At 47.4% G+C, this 19,226-nt stretch carries 17 protein-coding genes and 1 pseudogene; 8 read left to right on the forward strand and 10 right to left on the reverse strand.

Translation table 11 applies throughout. The features are described 5' to 3' along the window. Positions 1-13 precede the first annotated feature (13 nt). The 7 genes from AACZ64_RS05165 to rfbC (AACZ64_RS05195) all read right to left on the reverse strand — a co-directional run bounded on the left by AACZ64_RS05165 (position 14) and on the right by rfbC (AACZ64_RS05195) (position 6,845). Positions 14-796, reverse strand: coding sequence for a sulfotransferase domain-containing protein (locus AACZ64_RS05165; protein ID WP_272992066.1), 783 nt, complete (start codon positions 794-796; stop codon positions 14-16). Between the two features lie 121 nt (positions 797-917). Further along, positions 918-1,757 (reverse strand): sulfotransferase, encoded by an 840-nt coding sequence (locus AACZ64_RS05170; protein ID WP_293614159.1) that lies wholly within the window; start codon positions 1,755-1,757, stop codon positions 918-920. Between the two features lie 27 nt (positions 1,758-1,784). After that, the gene (locus tag AACZ64_RS05175; protein ID WP_272993517.1) at positions 1,785-2,549 is read right to left on the reverse strand and encodes a sulfotransferase; all 765 of its coding nucleotides are present in this window, start codon (positions 2,547-2,549) and stop codon (positions 1,785-1,787) included. Positions 2,550-2,584: 35 nt separating this feature from the next. After that, a complete protein-coding gene (locus AACZ64_RS05180; protein WP_272993514.1) occupies positions 2,585-3,688 on the reverse strand; it encodes a DegT/DnrJ/EryC1/StrS family aminotransferase in 1,104 nt (367 codons plus the stop codon). Then, entirely contained in the window at positions 3,688-4,101 is a 414-nt protein-coding gene (locus tag AACZ64_RS05185) for an FdtA/QdtA family cupin domain-containing protein (RefSeq protein WP_272993511.1), read from the reverse strand. Before AACZ64_RS05185 ends, AACZ64_RS05180 begins: the two co-directional genes overlap by 1 nt. A 12-nt stretch (positions 4,102-4,113) precedes the next feature. After that, complete coding sequence (locus AACZ64_RS05190) at positions 4,114-6,189, reverse strand: glycosyltransferase 61 family protein (protein WP_272993508.1); 2,076 nt, start codon at positions 6,187-6,189, stop codon at positions 4,114-4,116. 98 nt (positions 6,190-6,287) lie between these two features. Then, entirely contained in the window at positions 6,288-6,845 is a 558-nt protein-coding gene (gene rfbC / locus AACZ64_RS05195; protein ID WP_272993505.1) for a dTDP-4-dehydrorhamnose 3,5-epimerase, read from the reverse strand. A 712-nt stretch (positions 6,846-7,557) separates the two neighbouring features. Here rfbC (AACZ64_RS05195) and AACZ64_RS05200 point away from each other — a divergent pair. The 8 genes from AACZ64_RS05200 to AACZ64_RS05235 all read left to right on the forward strand — a co-directional run bounded on the left by AACZ64_RS05200 (position 7,558) and on the right by AACZ64_RS05235 (position 16,360). Further along, entirely contained in the window at positions 7,558-8,664 is a 1,107-nt protein-coding gene (locus AACZ64_RS05200; RefSeq protein ID WP_272993502.1) for a DUF1972 domain-containing protein, read from the forward strand. Positions 8,665-8,676: 12 nt separating this feature from the next. Further along, entirely contained in the window at positions 8,677-9,753 is a 1,077-nt protein-coding gene (gene rfbB, locus AACZ64_RS05205) for a dTDP-glucose 4,6-dehydratase (RefSeq protein ID WP_272993499.1), read from the forward strand. A gap of 48 nt (positions 9,754-9,801) precedes the next feature. Then, positions 9,802-10,683, forward strand: coding sequence for a glucose-1-phosphate thymidylyltransferase RfbA (gene rfbA, locus AACZ64_RS05210; protein ID WP_272993496.1), 882 nt, complete (start codon positions 9,802-9,804; stop codon positions 10,681-10,683). Further along, on the forward strand, positions 10,680-11,222 hold the full coding sequence (rfbC, locus tag AACZ64_RS05215; RefSeq protein ID WP_272993493.1) for a dTDP-4-dehydrorhamnose 3,5-epimerase: 543 nt from the start codon (positions 10,680-10,682) through the stop codon (positions 11,220-11,222). The genes rfbA and rfbC (AACZ64_RS05215) overlap by 4 nt, the downstream gene beginning before the upstream one ends. Further along, positions 11,219-12,082 (forward strand): dTDP-4-dehydrorhamnose reductase, encoded by an 864-nt coding sequence (rfbD, locus tag AACZ64_RS05220; RefSeq protein WP_339639750.1) that lies wholly within the window; start codon positions 11,219-11,221, stop codon positions 12,080-12,082. The genes rfbC (AACZ64_RS05215) and rfbD overlap by 4 nt, the downstream gene beginning before the upstream one ends. 40 nt (positions 12,083-12,122) lie before the next feature. Next, on the forward strand, positions 12,123-13,445 hold the full coding sequence (locus AACZ64_RS05225) for a polysaccharide biosynthesis C-terminal domain-containing protein (protein ID WP_293614158.1): 1,323 nt from the start codon (positions 12,123-12,125) through the stop codon (positions 13,443-13,445). A 38-nt stretch (positions 13,446-13,483) separates the two neighbouring features. Then, positions 13,484-14,905, forward strand: coding sequence for a mannose-1-phosphate guanylyltransferase/mannose-6-phosphate isomerase (locus AACZ64_RS05230; RefSeq protein WP_272993486.1), 1,422 nt, complete (start codon positions 13,484-13,486; stop codon positions 14,903-14,905). 93 nt (positions 14,906-14,998) lie between these two features. After that, the gene (locus AACZ64_RS05235; RefSeq protein ID WP_293614157.1) at positions 14,999-16,360 is read left to right on the forward strand and encodes an MFS transporter; all 1,362 of its coding nucleotides are present in this window, start codon (positions 14,999-15,001) and stop codon (positions 16,358-16,360) included. Positions 16,361-16,430: 70 nt separating this feature from the next. Here the strand turns inward: AACZ64_RS05235 and ssb are convergent. The 3 genes and pseudogenes from ssb to AACZ64_RS05250 all read right to left on the reverse strand — a co-directional run. Continuing rightward, a pseudogene (ssb, locus tag AACZ64_RS05240) lies at positions 16,431-16,934 on the reverse strand (single-stranded DNA-binding protein); the annotation flags it as partial. 77 nt (positions 16,935-17,011) lie between these two features. Then, entirely contained in the window at positions 17,012-17,647 is a 636-nt protein-coding gene (locus AACZ64_RS05245) for a glutathione S-transferase family protein (RefSeq protein ID WP_272993480.1), read from the reverse strand. A gap of 137 nt (positions 17,648-17,784) precedes the next feature. Further along, positions 17,785-19,200 (reverse strand): undecaprenyl-phosphate glucose phosphotransferase, encoded by a 1,416-nt coding sequence (locus AACZ64_RS05250; protein WP_293614156.1) that lies wholly within the window; start codon positions 19,198-19,200, stop codon positions 17,785-17,787. Positions 19,201-19,226 lie beyond the last annotated feature (26 nt).

Consider the following 19,226-nt stretch of genomic DNA (forward strand, 5'->3'; position numbering starts at 1 on the left):
ACTCCAAAATATTTCAGTCAAGGGACATTCCGAGCTGTTTGGTACATTCACGGACTTGCTCATAGTTCTCGATAGTATTATTCAAATTCTCAATCATGATTGAATAAGAACTCTTCGGTGCTTTTTCTGATGGAAGGTTTAAAAAAGACATTATATCCGAAAACAACTGATCTGGATTCGAGACAAAATCTTCATACCTGATTACTGTGTAATCTATACCCATGGCTTGAAGAAGAGTCAGATCTTCTTGCTGGGATTTCTGCTCTAGCTCAATCAATGACCTAAAGTTATCAATATCAATTAAGAAACTCGAATCATTCTGGTAGTTTTCTTTTTCATGAGCGTTATATTTACCCCTTTTTTTTGCAACTATGCCGGAAATCACTTGCCGGGGAATATTTCGAGTCAAGTAAACAACTGAGTACCCTCTTTTCACCAAATTTTCTTTGAGGCCAGGTCTTTGCTTGAAATGATGGCTGATCACTTTAAAGCCAAATGCATCCACACCTGATTTTTTGACACTACTTTCAACCTCGTCGAGATACTGAATTATCAATGCGTCGCTTCTCAGTAGTTTCTCACTAATAATCGAGAGCAGTCCTGCATTTTGTTGACGCCAGATATCATACCTGGAAATAATTCGCTCACTTTGCTTAATTGCATGACTACTTTTTTTGTTAACTTTATATTTTATAAACAACTCTTGGGCAGTAGTTATTGAACGAGTCTTATTTAAAGAGTCAATAACTGCAGTCGAACCAGTCCGCCCCCTGGTCATCATAAAAAACTTTTTCATTTTTGAACTATTCTCAAATTTCAATAACTGATTTTTGGAGCAATAGACTAGACAATAAAAATTACATAGTCATATGAATGTACCTTGGTGAATCTAGAAAACATCATCTAAGCTGCTAACATTACCACCACTGGTAAATCTCATTTAAACCACTGAAAACATTTTCAACTTTCCGAATGGACTTACTTGACAGACTATCTCTAAAATTTGTTTCAGGATTAGAAATTGTCTTTCCATAGTTTTTGCTAAAAGTTGGATCTGTCTCATCAAAGCCAAATGGCAATTCACCAAAGCCTTTCTTATTTAATTCAAATCCTAAATAATTTTCTAGACTTTCAAACTCCTTGTTATCTCCACTTAGTATGTTTTCATAAGTGACTATATGTACTCTTCCATTCTTATATAAATCTGAGTCATGAAGTCTCCAGTAGTAATTGAATATAAGATCTAGTAAGAGGTTTAATTCAATAGTGGAGTCTAAAAACTTCATAAAAGATTTCAAATCCATGTTTTTACGAAAATGCTTAAATACTGCAGCTTTTTTTTTAAGCTGAACTTTCCGAAATGAAGCAAATACTGCCCTCGGATCTCTTATCACGCCAATTATTTTTGATTCATCACCAAAAAACTCTGGAATGTGATCAATCAGAAGCGTGAGTTCAGGGTCTTTCATTACAAGTTGTTTATTCCGCACATAATCAAAACTCGCTAATGCATTTTGAATAAGCGAATCAGTTAGTAATTTATAATTCGCTACTAATTGCTCTCGGTCTTTGCCGTAAGCTTTGAACCTGGGAACATCTGAGTAGAGAATGAAGTCGTTACAATGTCGGATAAGTTGTGTTATGTATGTACACTCAGGAAGCTGAGGATAAGTGTTGATATTATTGCAAACAATGCCATTTATGAGGGTCGTACCACTCCTAGGTGACCCTACGATTAATATCTTTGGGACATTCATGTACTTAATTTGCCCCCTTACTCATGCTCATAGTAACTCAAGACCAAGCTTATCAACGCAGCTATAAACTTCATCATAATTTTTTACGACCTTGCTTAAATCTTTAATCATGATAGAAAATGAACTGTCTGGAAGTATTTCTTGTGGTATGTTAATGAAACTAAAAATATTCGCAAAAAAAGCATCGGGGTTATGAACAAAGTCTTCATAACGGACCTGAATAAATTCAAAACCTGATGATTCAAGCATAGCGATATCGTTAGCTACAGCTTTCGTCTCCCACTTCACAAGTGATTTAAACTCATCAACATCGATAACATAGCTCGCGTTATCACTGTAGCCTTCACGTTCATGCATATTGTAAATACCACGTAATTTCGCCACCATTCCTGAAATGACTTGGCGAGGAACGTTACGTGTCAGATAAACAGTCTTAAAACTGCTTTTAAGCAACTGCTTTTTGAGTGCAGGTATTTCATCAAAGTTATGGCTTAATAATTTAAAGCAGAATGCATTTACGCTATTTTCTGCCATAATTTTTTCAGCATGATTCAAATACTTTTCTATATTGACTGCCTCATTAGATATTTTCCTCAATAATACTGAGTAAACATTGCCTGTATTTTTCCACAGTTCGTACGGCGGAATGAGGTACTTTTTATAATCTTTTTTCTCAAACTCAAATTTCAAGAAAAGCTCTTGAGCTGCACAGACATTATTTGATTTATTTAACACATCAACAATCGCTGTTGATCCTGTTCGTCCTCGGGTCATAACAAAAAACTTTTTCATAAGTATTTCGATATTATTCTGCTTATCTCGAAGTGTTAACTATGTTCAATAAATTCTCGAACAGATGATGCGACATAGTCTACTTCTTTGTCTGATAGCATAGGTGACATTGGAAGGCTTAAGACCTCACTGGCAAGCTGTTCGGCGATAGGCAGACTTCCAGTATATTGTTCTTGATAGCATGCTTGTAAGTGTGGTGGTATTGGATAATGAATTACTGTGTCAATGCCAAGCTTGGCAAGATGTTCTTTAAGTGCATCACGTTGTTTTGTTCGGATAACATATAAATGCCAAACAGAATCACATCCGTCTTTTAACCGAGGGAGCACGATTTTAGTTTGGTCAACCAGTATCTCTGTGTATCTGTTTGCAACCACTTTACGCCGATTATTCCATTGCCCCAACACAGCCAACTTCACTCTGAGAAAAGCGGCCTGCATTTCGTCAAGTCGGCAGTTAAAACCAGCTATATCATGTTGATATTTTATTTTTGAACCGTAATTGCGAAGTTTTCGGACTTTCTCGGCAACAATGGCATCGTTGGTTAATACTGCGCCGCCATCTCCATATGCACCCAAATTCTTACCGGGATAAAAACTGGTGCCTGCAGCATGGCCGAGTGAACCAGCAGGCTGCCCTTTATACATTGCCCCCTGTGCCTGCGCTGCATCTTCAATAATTATCAATCCATATTTCTCTGCAATTTTATTGATCGGATCCATATCAGCTGGTTGGCCGTATAGGTGAACTGGCATAATGGCTCGAGTTCGGCTTGTTATGGCGGACTCAATCAAGGACGGATCGATATTGTGAGTAGTAGTGTCCGGTTCAACCGGAACGGGCTTTGCCCCAGTCTGACTAACGGCTAACCAAGTCGCAATAAAGGTGTTCGATGGAACAATGACTTCATCATTCGGACCTACTTCATAGGCCCTTAACAACAGCTGTAGTGCATCCAGTCCATTGCCGACCCCGATACAGAATTTAACATTGCTGAACGTTGCGAATTCCTGTTCAAATGCTTCGAGCTCACTACCCGTCACAAACCAGCCTGAATCCATTACCCTTTTATACGCTGCATCCAGTTCTTTACGAATCTGCTGATTCTGTTTATTCAGATCTAAAAAAGGCACTTGCATCAGATTAGAGCCTTCTTAACATCATGTACAAATTCATCATAGTCACGGTAGTAATCAAGTTCATCATAATAATTAGAGGCAAGCACCATACATACCGATCCGGATGAGAAATTATCTATTTCCCGCCACATCATCGGCGGGATATACAAGCCATAATAACTGCGATTTAGATGTACCGTTTTCTTTTCGACTCCATCATCCAGGTGAATATCGAAAGAGCCTGACATGGCTATTACCAACTGGTGAAGTTCCCTATGAGCGTGCCCACCTCTTTCAGCTCCCCCAGGCACATCGTATAAGTAATAGACTCTTTGAAACGAGAAAGGAATATGTTTTTCCGCTTCAATAAATGTGAGGCTCCCTCTTGGGTCGTCAATTTTTGGCAGCTCTACAATCTTACAATCTTTAATCATGTTTCAATTCAACTATTTTTTCCATTCACTAGTCACATCATCCGGATAGCCTCTTTCGAAGTGGCTAGTCCACGGATATGCAGGCTTGTTCGAACCATCCTTTAACTTTACCTCTGTGGTGTCTTTCAAAACTTTGGCTGGGTTCCCTGCGACCACTTTTCCTGCTGGCACATCTTTAGTCACACATGCAGCTGCGGCAACGAGCGAAGACTTGCCGATTCTGACACCAGGTAATATCAAAGAACCAGCACAAATACATGCAAACTCTTCGACATAGGCACCAAGCAGAGTATCACTTGGCGGTGTAGGGTCGTTTGTAAAAATGACATAAGGTAGAACCCAGGCAAAATCATTAATGGTAGTTTTCTTTCCGACAAACACATTTGACTGAAAACGTACATAATTGCCGATTTTACAGTCACCCTGTATTTCAGTATTTGTGCCTATTTGGAAATTACAACCTGCAACCGTATTCTCACGCACTATAACGTTATGACCAGTCACCAAGCCCGAGCCTATAGATGATGACTCATAAAAAATAGAGTGTGATCTGATGAGTGCGCCTTCGCCAATGACTAACGGTGACTTGTCCCCCAATGGTGTTGCTACACCTAGCTCGCAAAATGCCTCAACACGGCTATTTTTACCAATCACAACATTTGGATGGATTATTGTACTAGGCCCTATCAATACATTTTCACCGATATCGGCAAAAGGAGATACATTCGCTGTAGGGTGAATTTGTTGAGTTTTTATGTTTCTGTGGCCAAGAGTTTCAATATGTTCTTTCAAACCTGATATCTGTATATTGAAATCAGAATGTATGCTGAATAGATCCGAATTAATTGAATTGCCAATTATGTAGTTAACATTTAGTCCAAGTGGAGAGAGCATGTTGCTCCAGTAGTTATAGATCATCTCTCTATGATCTGACATTAAAACCGTAACTTCAGTCCCCGGCGAGCAAAATATACAATTAGCCAATGCTGCGCCGGAAGCTGAGATAATTGACTCAGCATTGCTAAAAAGCAAAAATTGTTCTTCGAAGGATAATTTCTCTGGCTCAAATATGGTGTAACCATAACTTACTAATATGCGCTCAATGTCAGTCGAATTAACAATATTCCGTAAACCAGAATTGCGCCTCAAATAGATTTTCTTGGGGGTGTGCGATAAAGATTTTTTTATAGTTTCTGAAAACTTTTTTTTCACTTTATTAAGTGCGGTCGGACAAAACTCACCATGATAACGAAACTTTTTTTTCCTGGGATGGAAAGGGACATAACCGCATGCCGTTGTATAAAACAACTTCGTAACAATCAATTCACGGCCGAGAGGTAAGAGATAAATTTTTCTATCTGGCACAATATATAAGAGAGATGCCATTAGATTTTGGTGCAAGTCTGAATCGATAATCAGAGGTATATTGGCAAACCTATCATTATCACAAAAAGCAACTATTCTTGGCAAAACCTCAGTAAACCAATGCGCATAATTATAAGATGTAGCATCAAGAAATACAGCGGCCTCTGGAATTATTGCAGGTGTCTCATCTAATTCCAGCCACATTGCCTTTTTCGCTCGCGGCTTTATGATTAGCCGAGCGTGTAACTCTTCTGAAGTGTAGTCAGTAGTATAGTCAGATAAATTATGGTGAATAATTGTTTCACTAACACTAACCAAGTTACTCCCTCCACGTACTTTTGCCTGTTTCAACTGATAAATAAATACGCCTGGGAAATGTTGTTGAGAAGCTGTATTACCTTTAATATATTCAAAGTCTACCGGTAGTACTTGTTTTACGGAAATATCGAATTGGCAGGGCTCAATTAATTGGTAGCCACTCAGCCTTTCTCTTGAAGCGTATTCATTGATACTCTCCAGCATTTTCCAGCTAGTTTTTTTCGTGACTATTAAACGTTGGATTATGGGGTAGAAGCACCTCCACCCTAAAGACACGGCAGCCCTAAGAAGGGGGCGTTTTTTAATATGAATTAAGTAAAATTTACCTAAATATGAAGTTTTTAACCTTTGATATAAACTTGTCGAAGAACTTTCATTTTTAGGTATTGCTATAAATTCTGACACTGATCTATTTCAACCTGATTCAACTTTAACTCAAGTGATACTCACTAAACTGATACTAAAAAACTCAGATTAATGTAGTCTAGCCTTGCTAGGCTCACTCAAAATAAATCATCCTTATCGAGCAGCTCGTCTAACTTTTTTGCCATTATATCTTTTGTAGATAACACAGGTTCTTTTAACCCATGCCAAACTATCCCGATCCTAAAATCATCCCAAGCAATGGCTCGTTCAGATTGAGGGCAGTAGTAGTCCGTTGTTTTGTATATAATCTCAGCACTCTTCGATAAAGTCAGAAAACCATGTGCAAACCCCTCTGGTATCCATAACTGCTTTTTATTCTTAGCAGACAGAATCTCACCAGCCCAATGTCCAAATGTTTGTGAATCCTTACGAATATCAACTACGACATCAAAGATCTTACCTCGGATCACTCTGATAAGTTTTGCTTGAGCATTTGGTGGGATCTGATAATGAAGTCCTCTGAGTACTTGTTCTATTGACAGTGAATGGTTGTCTTGGACAAAGTTAACTTTTCTGCCAATGGCTTGTTCAAATTTTAGTTGATTATAACTCTCAAAGAAAAAGCCACGCTCATCGTTGAAAACGTCTGGCTCGATGATGGCTACGTCAGGAATTTCTGTGCGTGTCACTTTCATAGTTTAATGGGCAGGGTGGGGCCGGTTAGTCATAAGCTAGTCAGTGACTGATTAGCTGCAACAGTGTTCAAGTGTTCACATTAGCATTTGGAGCAAATATTGACCAGAGCCGTTTCTGGGCGTGGGAGCTGGCAGGCTTTCCAGCTCTTCCACTGTGATTCATTGCTTGTAAAAGAAATTCTTTTCAGCTCAGGCGAATAAACCTTGCCATTTTCTATGGCATGCACAAATTGTGAGACACACAACACTGGCTCTGTATCGAACTACACAACTGGCTCAGAAAGCCTTTTTTAAGGTATGAGTGGTTATTTTAGGGCGAATGCTTGCTCCAAGCCAAGTGGCGTTTTTAAATAGGGCAGCATAAAATGGAAAATCTTATCCAAACTGTGCAACCAGTGGTGCTAATTTGGCGAGAAAATTAAGCAGCTTGAATTTTACATTAATGCTTCATGTGACGGCTTGTATCGTTCAAGCTGGTTGCAGTCTATTAACATCAGCGATATAGGGTGACCCATGGCAGATAGCTGCATAAGTTATTTGGTGCAGCTTATTATGGCACCTCACGTCGGGGGTTGGGCAACGCATAGCTCATGCCAAGTTTGTTAGCTTTGATCATGCTGTTGATCACCCATGTAGAGCCTAGAGAAGACGAGCTGACAGGGCCGCTAAACAGTATTCAAATAGTGTTATATGCCAACGGGGCGTCAGGTAAGTGAAGAAATTATTTATTCTTGGTATTCGAGGCGTACCTGCAAAGCACGGTGGTTTTGAAACCTTCGCAGATCGTCTGTGTCAGTATCTAGTAAAAAAAGACTGGGATGTGACTGTGTACTGCCAGGAGTTGGGCCGTGGACCTGACTACAGTTCCGTCTGGCACGGTGTGAATCGGGTTCATGTTCCGATCAATCGCGAGGGGGCATTGAGCACGGTGCTGTTTGATTTGAGGACCGTATGGCACGCACTGGATCAGGATGGATTGTTTCTGACGCTTGGCTACAACACAGCATTGTTTAATGTCCTGCAACGCTTGAAAGGGCAGGTGAATATCATCAATATGGATGGTATTGAGTGGAGCCGAAAAAAGTGGGGGCCGCTTGCCAGAGCATGGTTCTGGTTGAATGAGCGCATTGGCTGTTGGGTGGGTAATCATCTGATTGCCGATCATCCGAAAATCAAACAACACCTCGCCACCCGTGTTGGCGCTGATAAAATTACAATGATTTCCTACGGCGGCGATGAAGTGCTTGAAGCAGATGTGGCCGCCCTGGTTCCTTATGGCCTTGAGCCGGGTGGGTTCTCGATTATCATTGCCCGCCCGGAGCCGGAGAACTCGTTCCTGGAAATGGTGCGGGCTTTTAGTTATAGGCGCCGCAATCACAGGTTGGTAGTGCTCGGTAATTTTGACCCGGAGAAGAATCGCTATCACCGTCAGGTAATGGATGCCGCGAGTGGTGAAGTTCTGTTTCCCGGGGCCATTTATGAGGCGGCTGTAGTGCAAGCCTTGAGATATTTTAGCCGCTTTTACCTGCATGGTCACAGTGTTGGTGGTACCAACCCTTCATTGGTCGAAGCTTTGGGTGCGGGATGTGCGGTTATCGCTCATGACAATCAATTCAACAAATGGGTCGCCGGTCCTGATGCTGCCTATTTTAAAGATGAGTCAGCTTGTGCCGTATTGTTCGATCAATTATTGACCAATGATGTGGCCGTATCACGGATGAAATCGGCCAGCAGTAGGCGCTTTCGCGAGCGTTTTACCTGGCCTCAGGTGCTGCGTGAGTACGATGAGTTGCTGACTAGTTGGTATCCTGACAAATAGAATGAGTACTTTATGACCTCTCGCATTCTCGTCACTGGCGGTGCCGGCTTTATTGGTTCAGCGGTTATACGCGAGCTGTTGACCCAAACCTCCTGTGTTGTGGTCAACGTGGACAAGTTGACCTATGCCGGCAATCTGGAGTCTTTGGCTTCCGTGTCCGATTCACTGCGTTACCACTTTTATCAGGTGGATATCTGCGAGGGTGCGGCGTTGGATGCGCTGTTTGCCGAATTCAAACCGACGGCGGTGATGCATTTGGCTGCTGAGTCACACGTCGACCGTTCCATCGACGGCCCGGCAGATTTTATCCAGACCAATATCGTCGGTACTTATAGTCTGCTGGAAGCCACCCGCCGTTATTGGGGTGAGCTGCCGGAAGATAAGAGGGCGGCTTTCCGTTTCCATCATATTTCCACCGATGAGGTGTATGGCGACCTTGAGGGGGTGGAAGACCTGTTCACCGAAATCACACCTTATTCCCCGAGTTCACCGTATTCTGCATCCAAGGCTAGTGCAGACCATTTGGTTCGGGCATGGCATCGCACCTACGGCTTGCCCATTCTGGTGACCAACTGCTCCAATAATTACGGGCCGTACCATTTCCCGGAAAAACTGATTCCCCATGTGATTCTCAACGCCTTGTCCGGTAAGCCGTTACCCGTCTATGGTGACGGTTCACAGGTTCGGGACTGGCTCTATGTGGAAGACCATGCCCGTGCCCTGGTTGAGGTTTTAAACCGAGGAAGGGTAGGAGAAACTTATAATATTGGCGGTCACAACGAGCAACGCAATATTGAGGTTGTGAAAGCAATCTGTGAGCTGCTGGAGGAGCTGGCACCCGATAGACCTGAAGGGGTTGATGCCTATGGGGATTTAATTACCTATGTGGATGACCGGCCGGGCCATGACCGGCGTTATGCTATCGACGCGTCAAAAATTCAGCGAGAATTGGGCTGGGTGCCCGCAGAAACGTTCGAGAGCGGTCTGCGCAAGACCGTTCAATGGTATCTCGATCATCCGGAGTGGTGGCAGCGCACCCTCTCTGGTGCCTATAAGCTTGATCGTGCCGGCACGGTTAAATCGCAATAACTACCCAACTAATTTGTCACCTATGGTGATGTTGGTTTTGGAAAAGATATGAACAATTATAAAGGCATTATTCTGGCGGGTGGCTCGGGTACACGGTTGCATCCGATTACCCTTGGGGTCTCCAAGCAATTATTGCCGGTCTATGACAAGCCGATGATCTATTATCCGCTGTCGGTGTTGATGCTGGCAGGTATCCGTGAGGTTTTGATCATTTCAACACCGGAGGATTTGCCAGCCTTTCGGCGTTTGTTTGGCAACGGCGAGTCGTTTGGGCTGGAGATCAGCTATGCGGAGCAGCCCTCGCCTGACGGTCTGGCCCAGGCCTTTCTGATCGGAGAAGAATTTATTGGTGACAGCTATGTTTGCCTGATTCTTGGGGATAATGTGTTTCACGGTTTTGGCTTTAGTGCCATGCTCCGCGAGGCCGTTCAACGTGAGGAAGGTGCGACTATTTTTGGTTACCATGTCAACGATCCCCAGCGTTTTGGTGTCGTCTCGTTTGACCCCGATGGCAAGGCTGTTTCCATTGAAGAAAAGCCGTCAGAGCCCAAATCAAGCCATGCCGTGACAGGTCTGTATTTTTATGACAACAGTGTGGTGGATATCGCCAGAAAAATAACCCCGTCAGAACGCGGTGAACTGGAAATCACAGACGTGAATAATGCGTATCTGCAACGCGGAAAGCTGCATGTCAGTTTGCTGGGTCGGGGCTTCGCCTGGCTGGACACCGGCACCCACGACTCGTTGATGGAAGCTAGCCATTTCGTCCAGACAATTGAGGCGAGGCAGGGACTCAAGGTGGCCTGTCTTGAGGAGATCGCATATCGGCAGGGTTGGATTGACAATGACCAGCTTCGCCGTCGGGGTGAGACGCTGCAAAAGACTAATTACGGGCAATATCTGGTTCGGGTAGCCGAGGGTTATCAGTGAAAGTCATCGCATCGCCCCTCAAGGATTGTTTGATTATCGAGCCGCGCGTGTTCGGCGACGACCGTGGGTTTTTTCTGGAAACCTTTCACGTGGCGCGCTATGCAGAATTGGCGGGTATTGCGTTGCCCTTTGTTCAGGATAACCACTCGAGATCTGAAAAAGGTGTCCTGCGTGGCTTGCACTTCCAGATCAACAAGCCGCAAGGAAAATTGGTGAGGGTTTTGCGGGGCGAAGTATTTGATGTGGCAGTAGACTTGCGTCGGGACTCGCCCAGTTTCGGTAAGTGGCACGGCCTATTGTTGAATGAAAAAAACAAGCGCCAGTTATGGATGCCACCGGGCTTCGCCCACGGTTTTTTGGTGTTGAGTGACGTGGCAGATTTTGAGTATAAATGTACGGATTACTACGATCCGGATGACGAGGGCGCCATTCTCTGGAATGATCCCGAGCTGGCGATTGAGTGGCCCGAAGCATCGGCTATCAGGCTGTCGGACAAAGATGCCGGTGCCCCCACTTTTGCGGCCTATTGCCAGTCATGAAAATTCTGGTGACCGGGGCAGACGGGCAGCTAGGCCGTTGTTTGCAAGACAGGCTCCGCATGACGGCGCACGATGGGCTGGCTTTGAACCGTAATCAGCTGGATATTACCGACCGGCAGGCTGTAGAGGCTGCCGTTGTAGGATTTCGGCCCGACGTCATTGTCAATGCCGCAGCCTATACGGCCGTTGACCGTGCTGAGAGTGAACCCGAGATTGTTCGGCGGGTTAATGCGGAGGCCGTGGGCTATCTGGCTGAAGCGGCCAATAAAGTTGGCGCTCTGCTGGTGCAGGTGTCAACGGATTATGTATTTGATGGAAGAACCACCAGACCGTATCGCGAGTCTGACCCGGTAAACCCCCTGAATGTCTACGGCGCCAGCAAGCTGGTGGGAGAGCAGTACGCCGTCGGGGCAAACCGTTATTTTATTGTTCGCGCAGCCTGGCTGTTCAGTGAGTACGGCAATAATTTCCTCAAATCGATGCTGAAACTGGCAGATGGCCGCGAGACCATACAGGTAATTATAGATCAGACTGGGACCCCCACCTATGGGGGTGATCTGGCTGTCTCGATAATCAGGTTGGCTGAGGTGGAAGCTGCCTCCGGCATTTACCATTATTCCGGCGGGCGTGCCTGTAGCTGGTTTGAGTTCAGCCAGGCTATCTTTGCTTGTCTGGGTAAACTCAGACCAGAATGGCGGCTGCCCGAAGTCCTGCCCGTGACGGCCGCTGAATATTCCAGTGTGGCTAGTCGCCCAGCTTATACTGTACTCGATGATGCGAAACTGCGGGCCTGCCTTCCCCAGTCAACCGGTGATTGGGAGCTGGCCATTGAGTCGCTGATGCCGGTGTTGGCAGAATGAGTCCACAACAAATCCTTCCCCACATTGCTTCAGGTATCCCATGGTAAATCAGCTTGATCACCTGAAGCGATGGTTTGAGAGTAACCCCCACTTTCGTGAGGTGCTGTTCGGCAGCTCGCTCGGCCTGTTTGTCAAGGTGCTGACAGCTATTCTCGCTTTCATGATGAATATCGTGATTGCCCGCAAACTTGGCCCTGCCGAGGCGGGGCTGTTCTTTCTCGGCTTTACGCTGGTTGTTCTGCTGTCCTCTGTGGGCCGTATGGGTCTGGACAACAGTGTCATGCGGTTTGTGGCCCGTGCCCGCGTGGCGGGGGATACCGTAAAACTTCATGGGGTCTACCGCAAGGCACTCTTGTGGGGCGGTGGTCTCTGTTTGCTTTTTATGCTGGTACTGTTGGTGTCTAATCAGTTGCTGGTCAATTATGTCTTCGAACAGCCGGGGTTTGGTGCTGTATTGCCGATTATGGTTATGGCTTTGCCTTTAGTGGGGCTATATACCCTGCATGTTTTTGCCCTGTTGGGGATGAAAAAAATCATTGCCGGTGTGATGGTTTTAACCGGTATTGTGCCTTTGACCATGTTGGCTGGCCTGCTCATTTTTCCCGTTACCCGGGCGCAGGAGGTAGCATGGATCTACCTGATTGGCTGTACGCTGGCATTGGTCATCGGGATGTTTTTTTGGCACAGGGCGGTGCCCGGTACAGAACAGGGGGCGGACTTTCCCAGTGACCTGCTGTACGCCAGTTGTATGCCCTTGTGGGGTGTTGTAATTCTCGGGCAGGTTATTCAGTGGTCATCCCAACTGCTAATGGGTGTCTGGGGTTCGGTCGAGGATGTGGCGCTGTTTGCCGTTGCCCAACGGACTGCCATGTTGATTGGTTTTGCCCTGTTTGCTGTCAATGCCAGCGCCGGACCCAAATTTGCCGCCCTGTACAGTCAGGGTGATATGGCTGGTCTGGAGCGAGTTGCTTTGTGGTCAGTACGGTTGATTTTGCTGCTGGCGGTACCATCAGCAATCTTTATGATGGTTTTCCCCCAGTGGCTTATGGGGCTGTTTGGGCCGCAGTTTCAATCGGGAGCCGTTGCCTTGATGATTTTGGCGGTTGGCCAGTTTATTGGCACTGCCGTGGGTTCTGTGGGTTCTTTATTGAGTATGACCGGTCACGAGCCCCAGCTGCGTTGGAATGTCTTTATCGGTGCAGTCCTGGGCGTTGGCCTGGGGGTCTTGTTGATTCCCGATTATGGGCTGATCGGTGCAGCTATTGCGACTTCGGTTGCCGTTGCATCAAAAAACCTGCTGTGCGTATATCAGGTCAACAGGCTACTGGGTTTTAACACATTGGCCATCTGGCGAAAAATCTAGAACGGCCCGAGTTTCTTGTTTGAAGGGAGTATAAAGTGATGTCTCTTGTCCCCGTTGTGATGGCTGGTGGTTCAGGAACCCGGTTGTGGCCGCTCTCACGACAGTTGTATCCAAAACAGTTCCTGCCACTGTTGGGGGATGACACTATGCTGCAGGAAACCTACGGTCGTTTGCGAGCGTTAGACACACAACCTGCTTTGTTTGTTTGTGGTGAAAGCCACCGGTTTATTGTGGCAGAACAGCTCAGGTCGACAGGTTGTGATCCGGCCATGATTCTGCTTGAGCCAGAGGGCAGGAACACGGCACCTGCGGTGGCGCTGGCAGCTTGTTATGCTCTGGAGCATGCCGGGGAGGGTGATGACCCGGTGTTGCTGGTATTGGCGGCAGATCATGCAATACAGGATGTCGATGCATTTCAGGCGGCGGTGATCGCCGCCTTGCCCTTTGCCGAGCAAGGTAAGCTGGTGACTTTTGGTATCGTACCGAGCGCACCTGAAACCGGTTATGGCTATATAAAGTGTGGTGATTTGGTCGGTAGTGGTCCTGCAAAAATAGTATCGAGGTTTGTAGAAAAACCGGCCAAAGCCCTTGCCGAGCAATATCTGACCGAGGGCGGCTATCTCTGGAACAGTGGGATGTTTCTGTTCAGCGCGCGCCGTTATCTGGACGAGCTGCAGGCGCACAGTCCTGAAATTTTGTCGGTTTGCCAAAAAGCCATGTCATCGGCTTCGGTAGACAGCGATTTTCTCAGGCCCGATAGAGCTGTTTTTCTCGATTGCCCCGCGGATTCCATCGACTATGCCGTCATGGAAAAAACTCCCGATGCCGTGGTGGTACCAATGGACTGTGGCTGGAGTGATGTGGGCTCATGGTCGGCGCTTTGGGCTATATCTGAAAAAGATCAGTGCGGTAATACTCTGAAAGGTGATGTGATGGCACTGGATACCCATGACTCGTTTATCCAGGCTGATCAAAAATTGATTGCGACAATGGGGCTGCGGGACGTGGTGATCATCGAAAGTGACGATGCCATTCTGGTAGCTGACAAAAACCGCGTGCAAGAGGTCAAGAAGATTGTAGATCAGTTACGAGAGCAAAAGCGTTCCGAAGCAGAGGCCCATCGCAAGGTTTTTCGACCCTGGGGGTATTACGATGCCATTGAAAATGGTGAACGTTTCCAGGTAAAGCGGATTCTGGTCAAACCCAGTGGGCGGCTTTCCTTACAGATGCACCACCATCGCGCGGAACACTGGGTTGTGGTGAGTGGTACCGCATTGGTGACAAAGGGCGAAGAGACATTTCTGCTATCGGAAAATGAATCGACATTTATCCCTATTGGCGAAACACATCGCCTGGAGAACCCGGGGTCTATTCCATTGGAGATCATCGAAGTACAGTCTGGGGGATATCTGGGCGAGGACGATATCATCAGGTTTGAAGATATCTACAAGCGAAACTGATTAAAATAAGAGGCCCTAAGATTTCTGGTTCCCTACTTATTCCTTTGTCCGCCCTTTATAATATCCGCCTCTGATATCAACGCTGTCATTCCCATGAATCCACTGGAACGCAAAAGCCTGTTAGGTTTGGCCTCTCTCTATGCTTTTCGCATGGTGGGGTTATTCATGTTACTGCCAGTGCTGGCACTCTACGCTGGCGACTACAGTGGCAGCTCGGCCTTGTTGGCGGGTTTAGCCTTGGGTATCTACGGTCTTACCCAGGGATTATTCCAGATTCCCCTGGGATTTCTTTCCGATCGGGTAGGCCGAAAGCCGGTGATCGCTGGCGGGTTGTTGTTGTTTCTTGTGGGGAGTGTTATCGCTGCGTTGTCTGATTCCATGTGGGGCCTGATTGCAGGGCGTGCCTTGCAGGGCTCGGGTGCAGTGGCCAGTACGATCATGGCGTTATTATCTGATTTGACGACTGAACAGAATCGCACTAAAGCCATGGCGTTGGTTGGGGGCAGTATCGGGATTTCGTTTGCCCTGTCGATGGTGCTCGGACCGGTGCTGGCGAATCAATGGGGTCTGTCCGGGTTGTTTTGGCTGGCGGCCGGGATGTCGGTAGTGAGCCTTGGCGTGTTGGCCCTGGTGATCCCCACGCCGGTGACCTTGCTTCACAATGCGGAAGCAGAAGCGGTACCGGCAATGTTTGGCCGGTTGTTAAAAGACGCTGAGTTGTTGCGGCTCAATCTGGGGATTGGCACCCTGCATTTTGCCCAGATGGCCAGCTGGGTGGCAGTTCCGGTGCTTTTGGAGCAGAGCCTGGGTCTGGCCCGCAGTGATCACTGGATGATTTACCTCGGCACCATGGGGTTGTCGTTTCTCTGCATGCTGCCTTTTATTATCGTTGGGGAAAAGCGCCGTAAAATGAAACCGGTGTTTATTGGCGCGGTTACTCTGCTGGCTCTAGCCGAAATGGTTCTCGCCGCCAATACCAGTCACCGCTATGGGTTTATCGTGGGTTTATTCCTGTTTTTTATGGCCTTTAATCTGCTGGAAGCGTCGCTGCCGTCGCTGGTCAGCAAACTGGCGCCGGCCGGTGGCCGCGGCACAGCCATGGGTATCTACTCCACCAGCCAGTTTATGGGGGCCTTTTTTGGTGGGCTGGCAGGCGGTTATGTGGCCTGGCGATTTGGTTATGCCGAAGTTTTCTGGATGGTGGCGGTGTCGATTCTGGTCTGGCTGGCCGCTGCGGTGACGATGAAGAAACCGGCCCATTTGAAAAGCCTGGTAGTGTCATTGATGCCGGGCGAAGTGATTGCTGCCGAGCGTTTTGTCGGTCCAGTTCCCGGTGTTCAGGATGTGGTGATCATGCCGGAACACCGGCTTGCCTACTTTAAAGTGGATAAGGATTCTTTCTGTCAGTCTACGATGGAGTCAGCACTGGGGCGTCCCCTGGAGGCACCGGTTTAACGGCATAAAAAAGCCCGCTTTTACGCGGGCTTTTTTATTGGATTTGGTTGGTTTGTCAGAACGGGATGTCATCATCAAAACTGTCAAATCCGGGGTCTGTGCTGTTGTTGTTATTGCTAGACCCCGGTGGCTGTGGCTGTTGTTGCTGGGGTTTGCTGTAGCCTCCTTGACCGCTACCTGATGGGCCTTGCTGCTGCATGCCATCGTCGTAGCCTGATGAGCCCGAGCCTGCCCCGCCACGACTATCCAGCATCTGCATTTCATTCGCCACGATTTCAGTGGTGTATTTGTCCTGACCGCTCTGGTCTTGCCACTTGCGGGTTCTGAGCGAGCCCTCAATATATACCTTGCTGCCTTTTTTCAGGTATTCGGCAGCGATTTCTGCCAGACGATTAAAAAAAACAACCCGATGCCACTCGGTTCGTTCCTGCGGTTGGCCTGTCTGCTTGTCTTTCCAGGTTTCACTGGTGGCCAGTGTGAGGTTGGTCACTGCACCACCGCTGGGCATATACCGTGTTTCCGGGTCTTTCCCCAGATTGCCAATCAAAATAACCTTGTTGATACCCCGAGCCATGCCTTGCTCCACTGACTAAAATTAGGACGACAGTTTACCTCGGAAGCGCAGTCCTGTCATTGGCTCAGGTCTCGTACTTAGCTGTTGGCCACGACACTGGGACGCTGCGATATCTGCTGGTGCCATAAGTGAAGATGCTCGTGCCCCTCGGGCATGGCTACCCCTGCCCATTCGGCAAAGTCGATGGTCACCAGTGCGGTGATATCAGCCATGGAGAAATTGTTCCCGGCAAGGTAGGAACGGTGGGCTAAATGCTGGTTTAGGTCATCATAGAAATTCATGATGCGTTGGCGGCCTCGTTCCACCAGGGCCGGGATTTTGTCGTAATTGTGCGGTCCGACCAGAGCTCTTCCATCAAACCAGTCAGGCCCATTTCTGAACAGGTCTGCCACTGCCTGAAAGCCGTTGGTAAAACAAATCTGGTTCCACATTTCCACTAATCCGATTTCCTGGTCAGTGGCGCCAAACAGGGGTGGCTCCGGATGGCGGGCTTCCAGATAGCGGGCAATGGCGTTGGTCTGGGAGATACAGGTGCCATCATCAAGCTCCAGCACCGGCACATCGCAGTTGGGACTTTTCTCTCGGAAATCTTCTGTAAGTTGTTCACCTTTCAGCAAATCCACCGCAATGCGAGGAAAATCGATGCCCTTTTCGGCCATGAAGATATTCAGCCGTCGCGGGTTGGGTACACCGGGGTAGTCATAGAGTTTCATGGCATTTCCTTATTCTGGTTGTTAGTGAGCACGGTGCATGACTGGGCGTTGTTTGCTGATGCTAACGGTTGTGGGCAGGCAGGGAAAGCCCCCGGTTGATTGGCGTGGTTAGTGGGGAGCTGGTTCAGTAAGGTGGGTTAGTGGGCATTTTTGTTGTGAAAGAGGCTGAACACCGTGAGGGTAATGATTTTCAGGTCGAGCCACAGCGACCAGTTGTTGATGTATTCAAGATCACACTCGACCCGTCGCTCCATCTTTTCCAGTGTGTCGGTCAGGCCCCGATAACCGCGGATCTGGGCGAGTCCGGTAATCCCCGGTTTGACCTTGTGTCGCCACATATAGGATTCGATCAGATCCATGTAATACTCATTGTGGATCAGGGCGTGGGGTCTGGGACCAACGATGGACATGCGGCCCTGTACGACATTAAAAAACTGCGGTAATTCATCGAGACTGGTACGTCGCAGAAAAGCCCCCAGTCTGGTGAGCCTCGGGTCATCGGGTTTCGCCTGGGTTACCGTACCATTGGCTTCCTGGTGAACGGTCATGGATCTGAACTTGTAAACCTTGAAGCGTCTGCCATCCTGACCATTACGATACTGCTTGAACAATACGGGGCCGGGCGAACTGAATTTGATCAGTAGCGCAATTGCCAGGCAGACAGGTGTGACCAGTGCGCAGATCAGTATGCCCAGCACCAGGTCTTCACAGCGCTTGAGGGTACGATTAAAGCCTCGCATTGGAGAGCAGCTGATATCTATGGCGTAGTGACCGAGGATGCTCGATACCTTGTGGTTGAGGAGCTGGATATCTTCAAAGTCGGGGAAAAAGCGGATGTCCACCGTTACATGGCGGAGGGCATAGACAATGTCCTTAATAAACCTTCCCATGCTCAGCGGCAGGTCGAGCCACACTTCATCGACCGAATATTTACTGAGTTCCTCTATCACCTGACCGGAGTGAGCCCAGCGCTCTATTTCACTGGAATGCACATGATGTACCAGTCGGTAACCGGACTGCTGCATTTCCCGCTCGTCAAAGAGTACCTTGGCGTGGTGGTGATCGCTGGTAATGACCAGTACCGACCGCAGGTTCTTACCGGCACTTCGCAGGCGTTTCAGATAAAAGTGGTACCCGCAACGGTAGAGCGTGCCTCCCAACCAGGTTAATGCCACCAGGTAAATTAACCAGAGCCTGGAAAACTCGATTGCAGTCTTGGTAAAAACCAGAAAGGCCATGAGCACTGCCACAGTCAGCAGTAGCGAGAAAGTATAGCGTTTGAGGAGGGGAGGAAGTCGTCTGCCTCGCCATGAGTCGTAGACGCCGGTAATGGTGAGGACAAAAACCAGCAGGAGTGCTGTGCCACCGGTCAATACTTCAAATTTGGCGGACATGTCTGCGAAGCCAAAGCGGAGCCAGTGAGCCACTAAACTGGCTAAGATGACATTGAGGGCATCAACAATGGCAATGAGTGGCGCAAAGCTGGAAGTGGATGAGGGCTGTGAGCTGGTTGCCATCAATTGATCGTCTGGGTCGTATAACGGAAGAACCAAACCAGCTCTCCCGTGAAGAATAATTT

The sequence above is a fragment of the uncultured Porticoccus sp. genome (assembly GCF_963975625.1).
Lineage (GTDB): Bacteria > Pseudomonadota > Gammaproteobacteria > Pseudomonadales > Porticoccaceae > Porticoccus.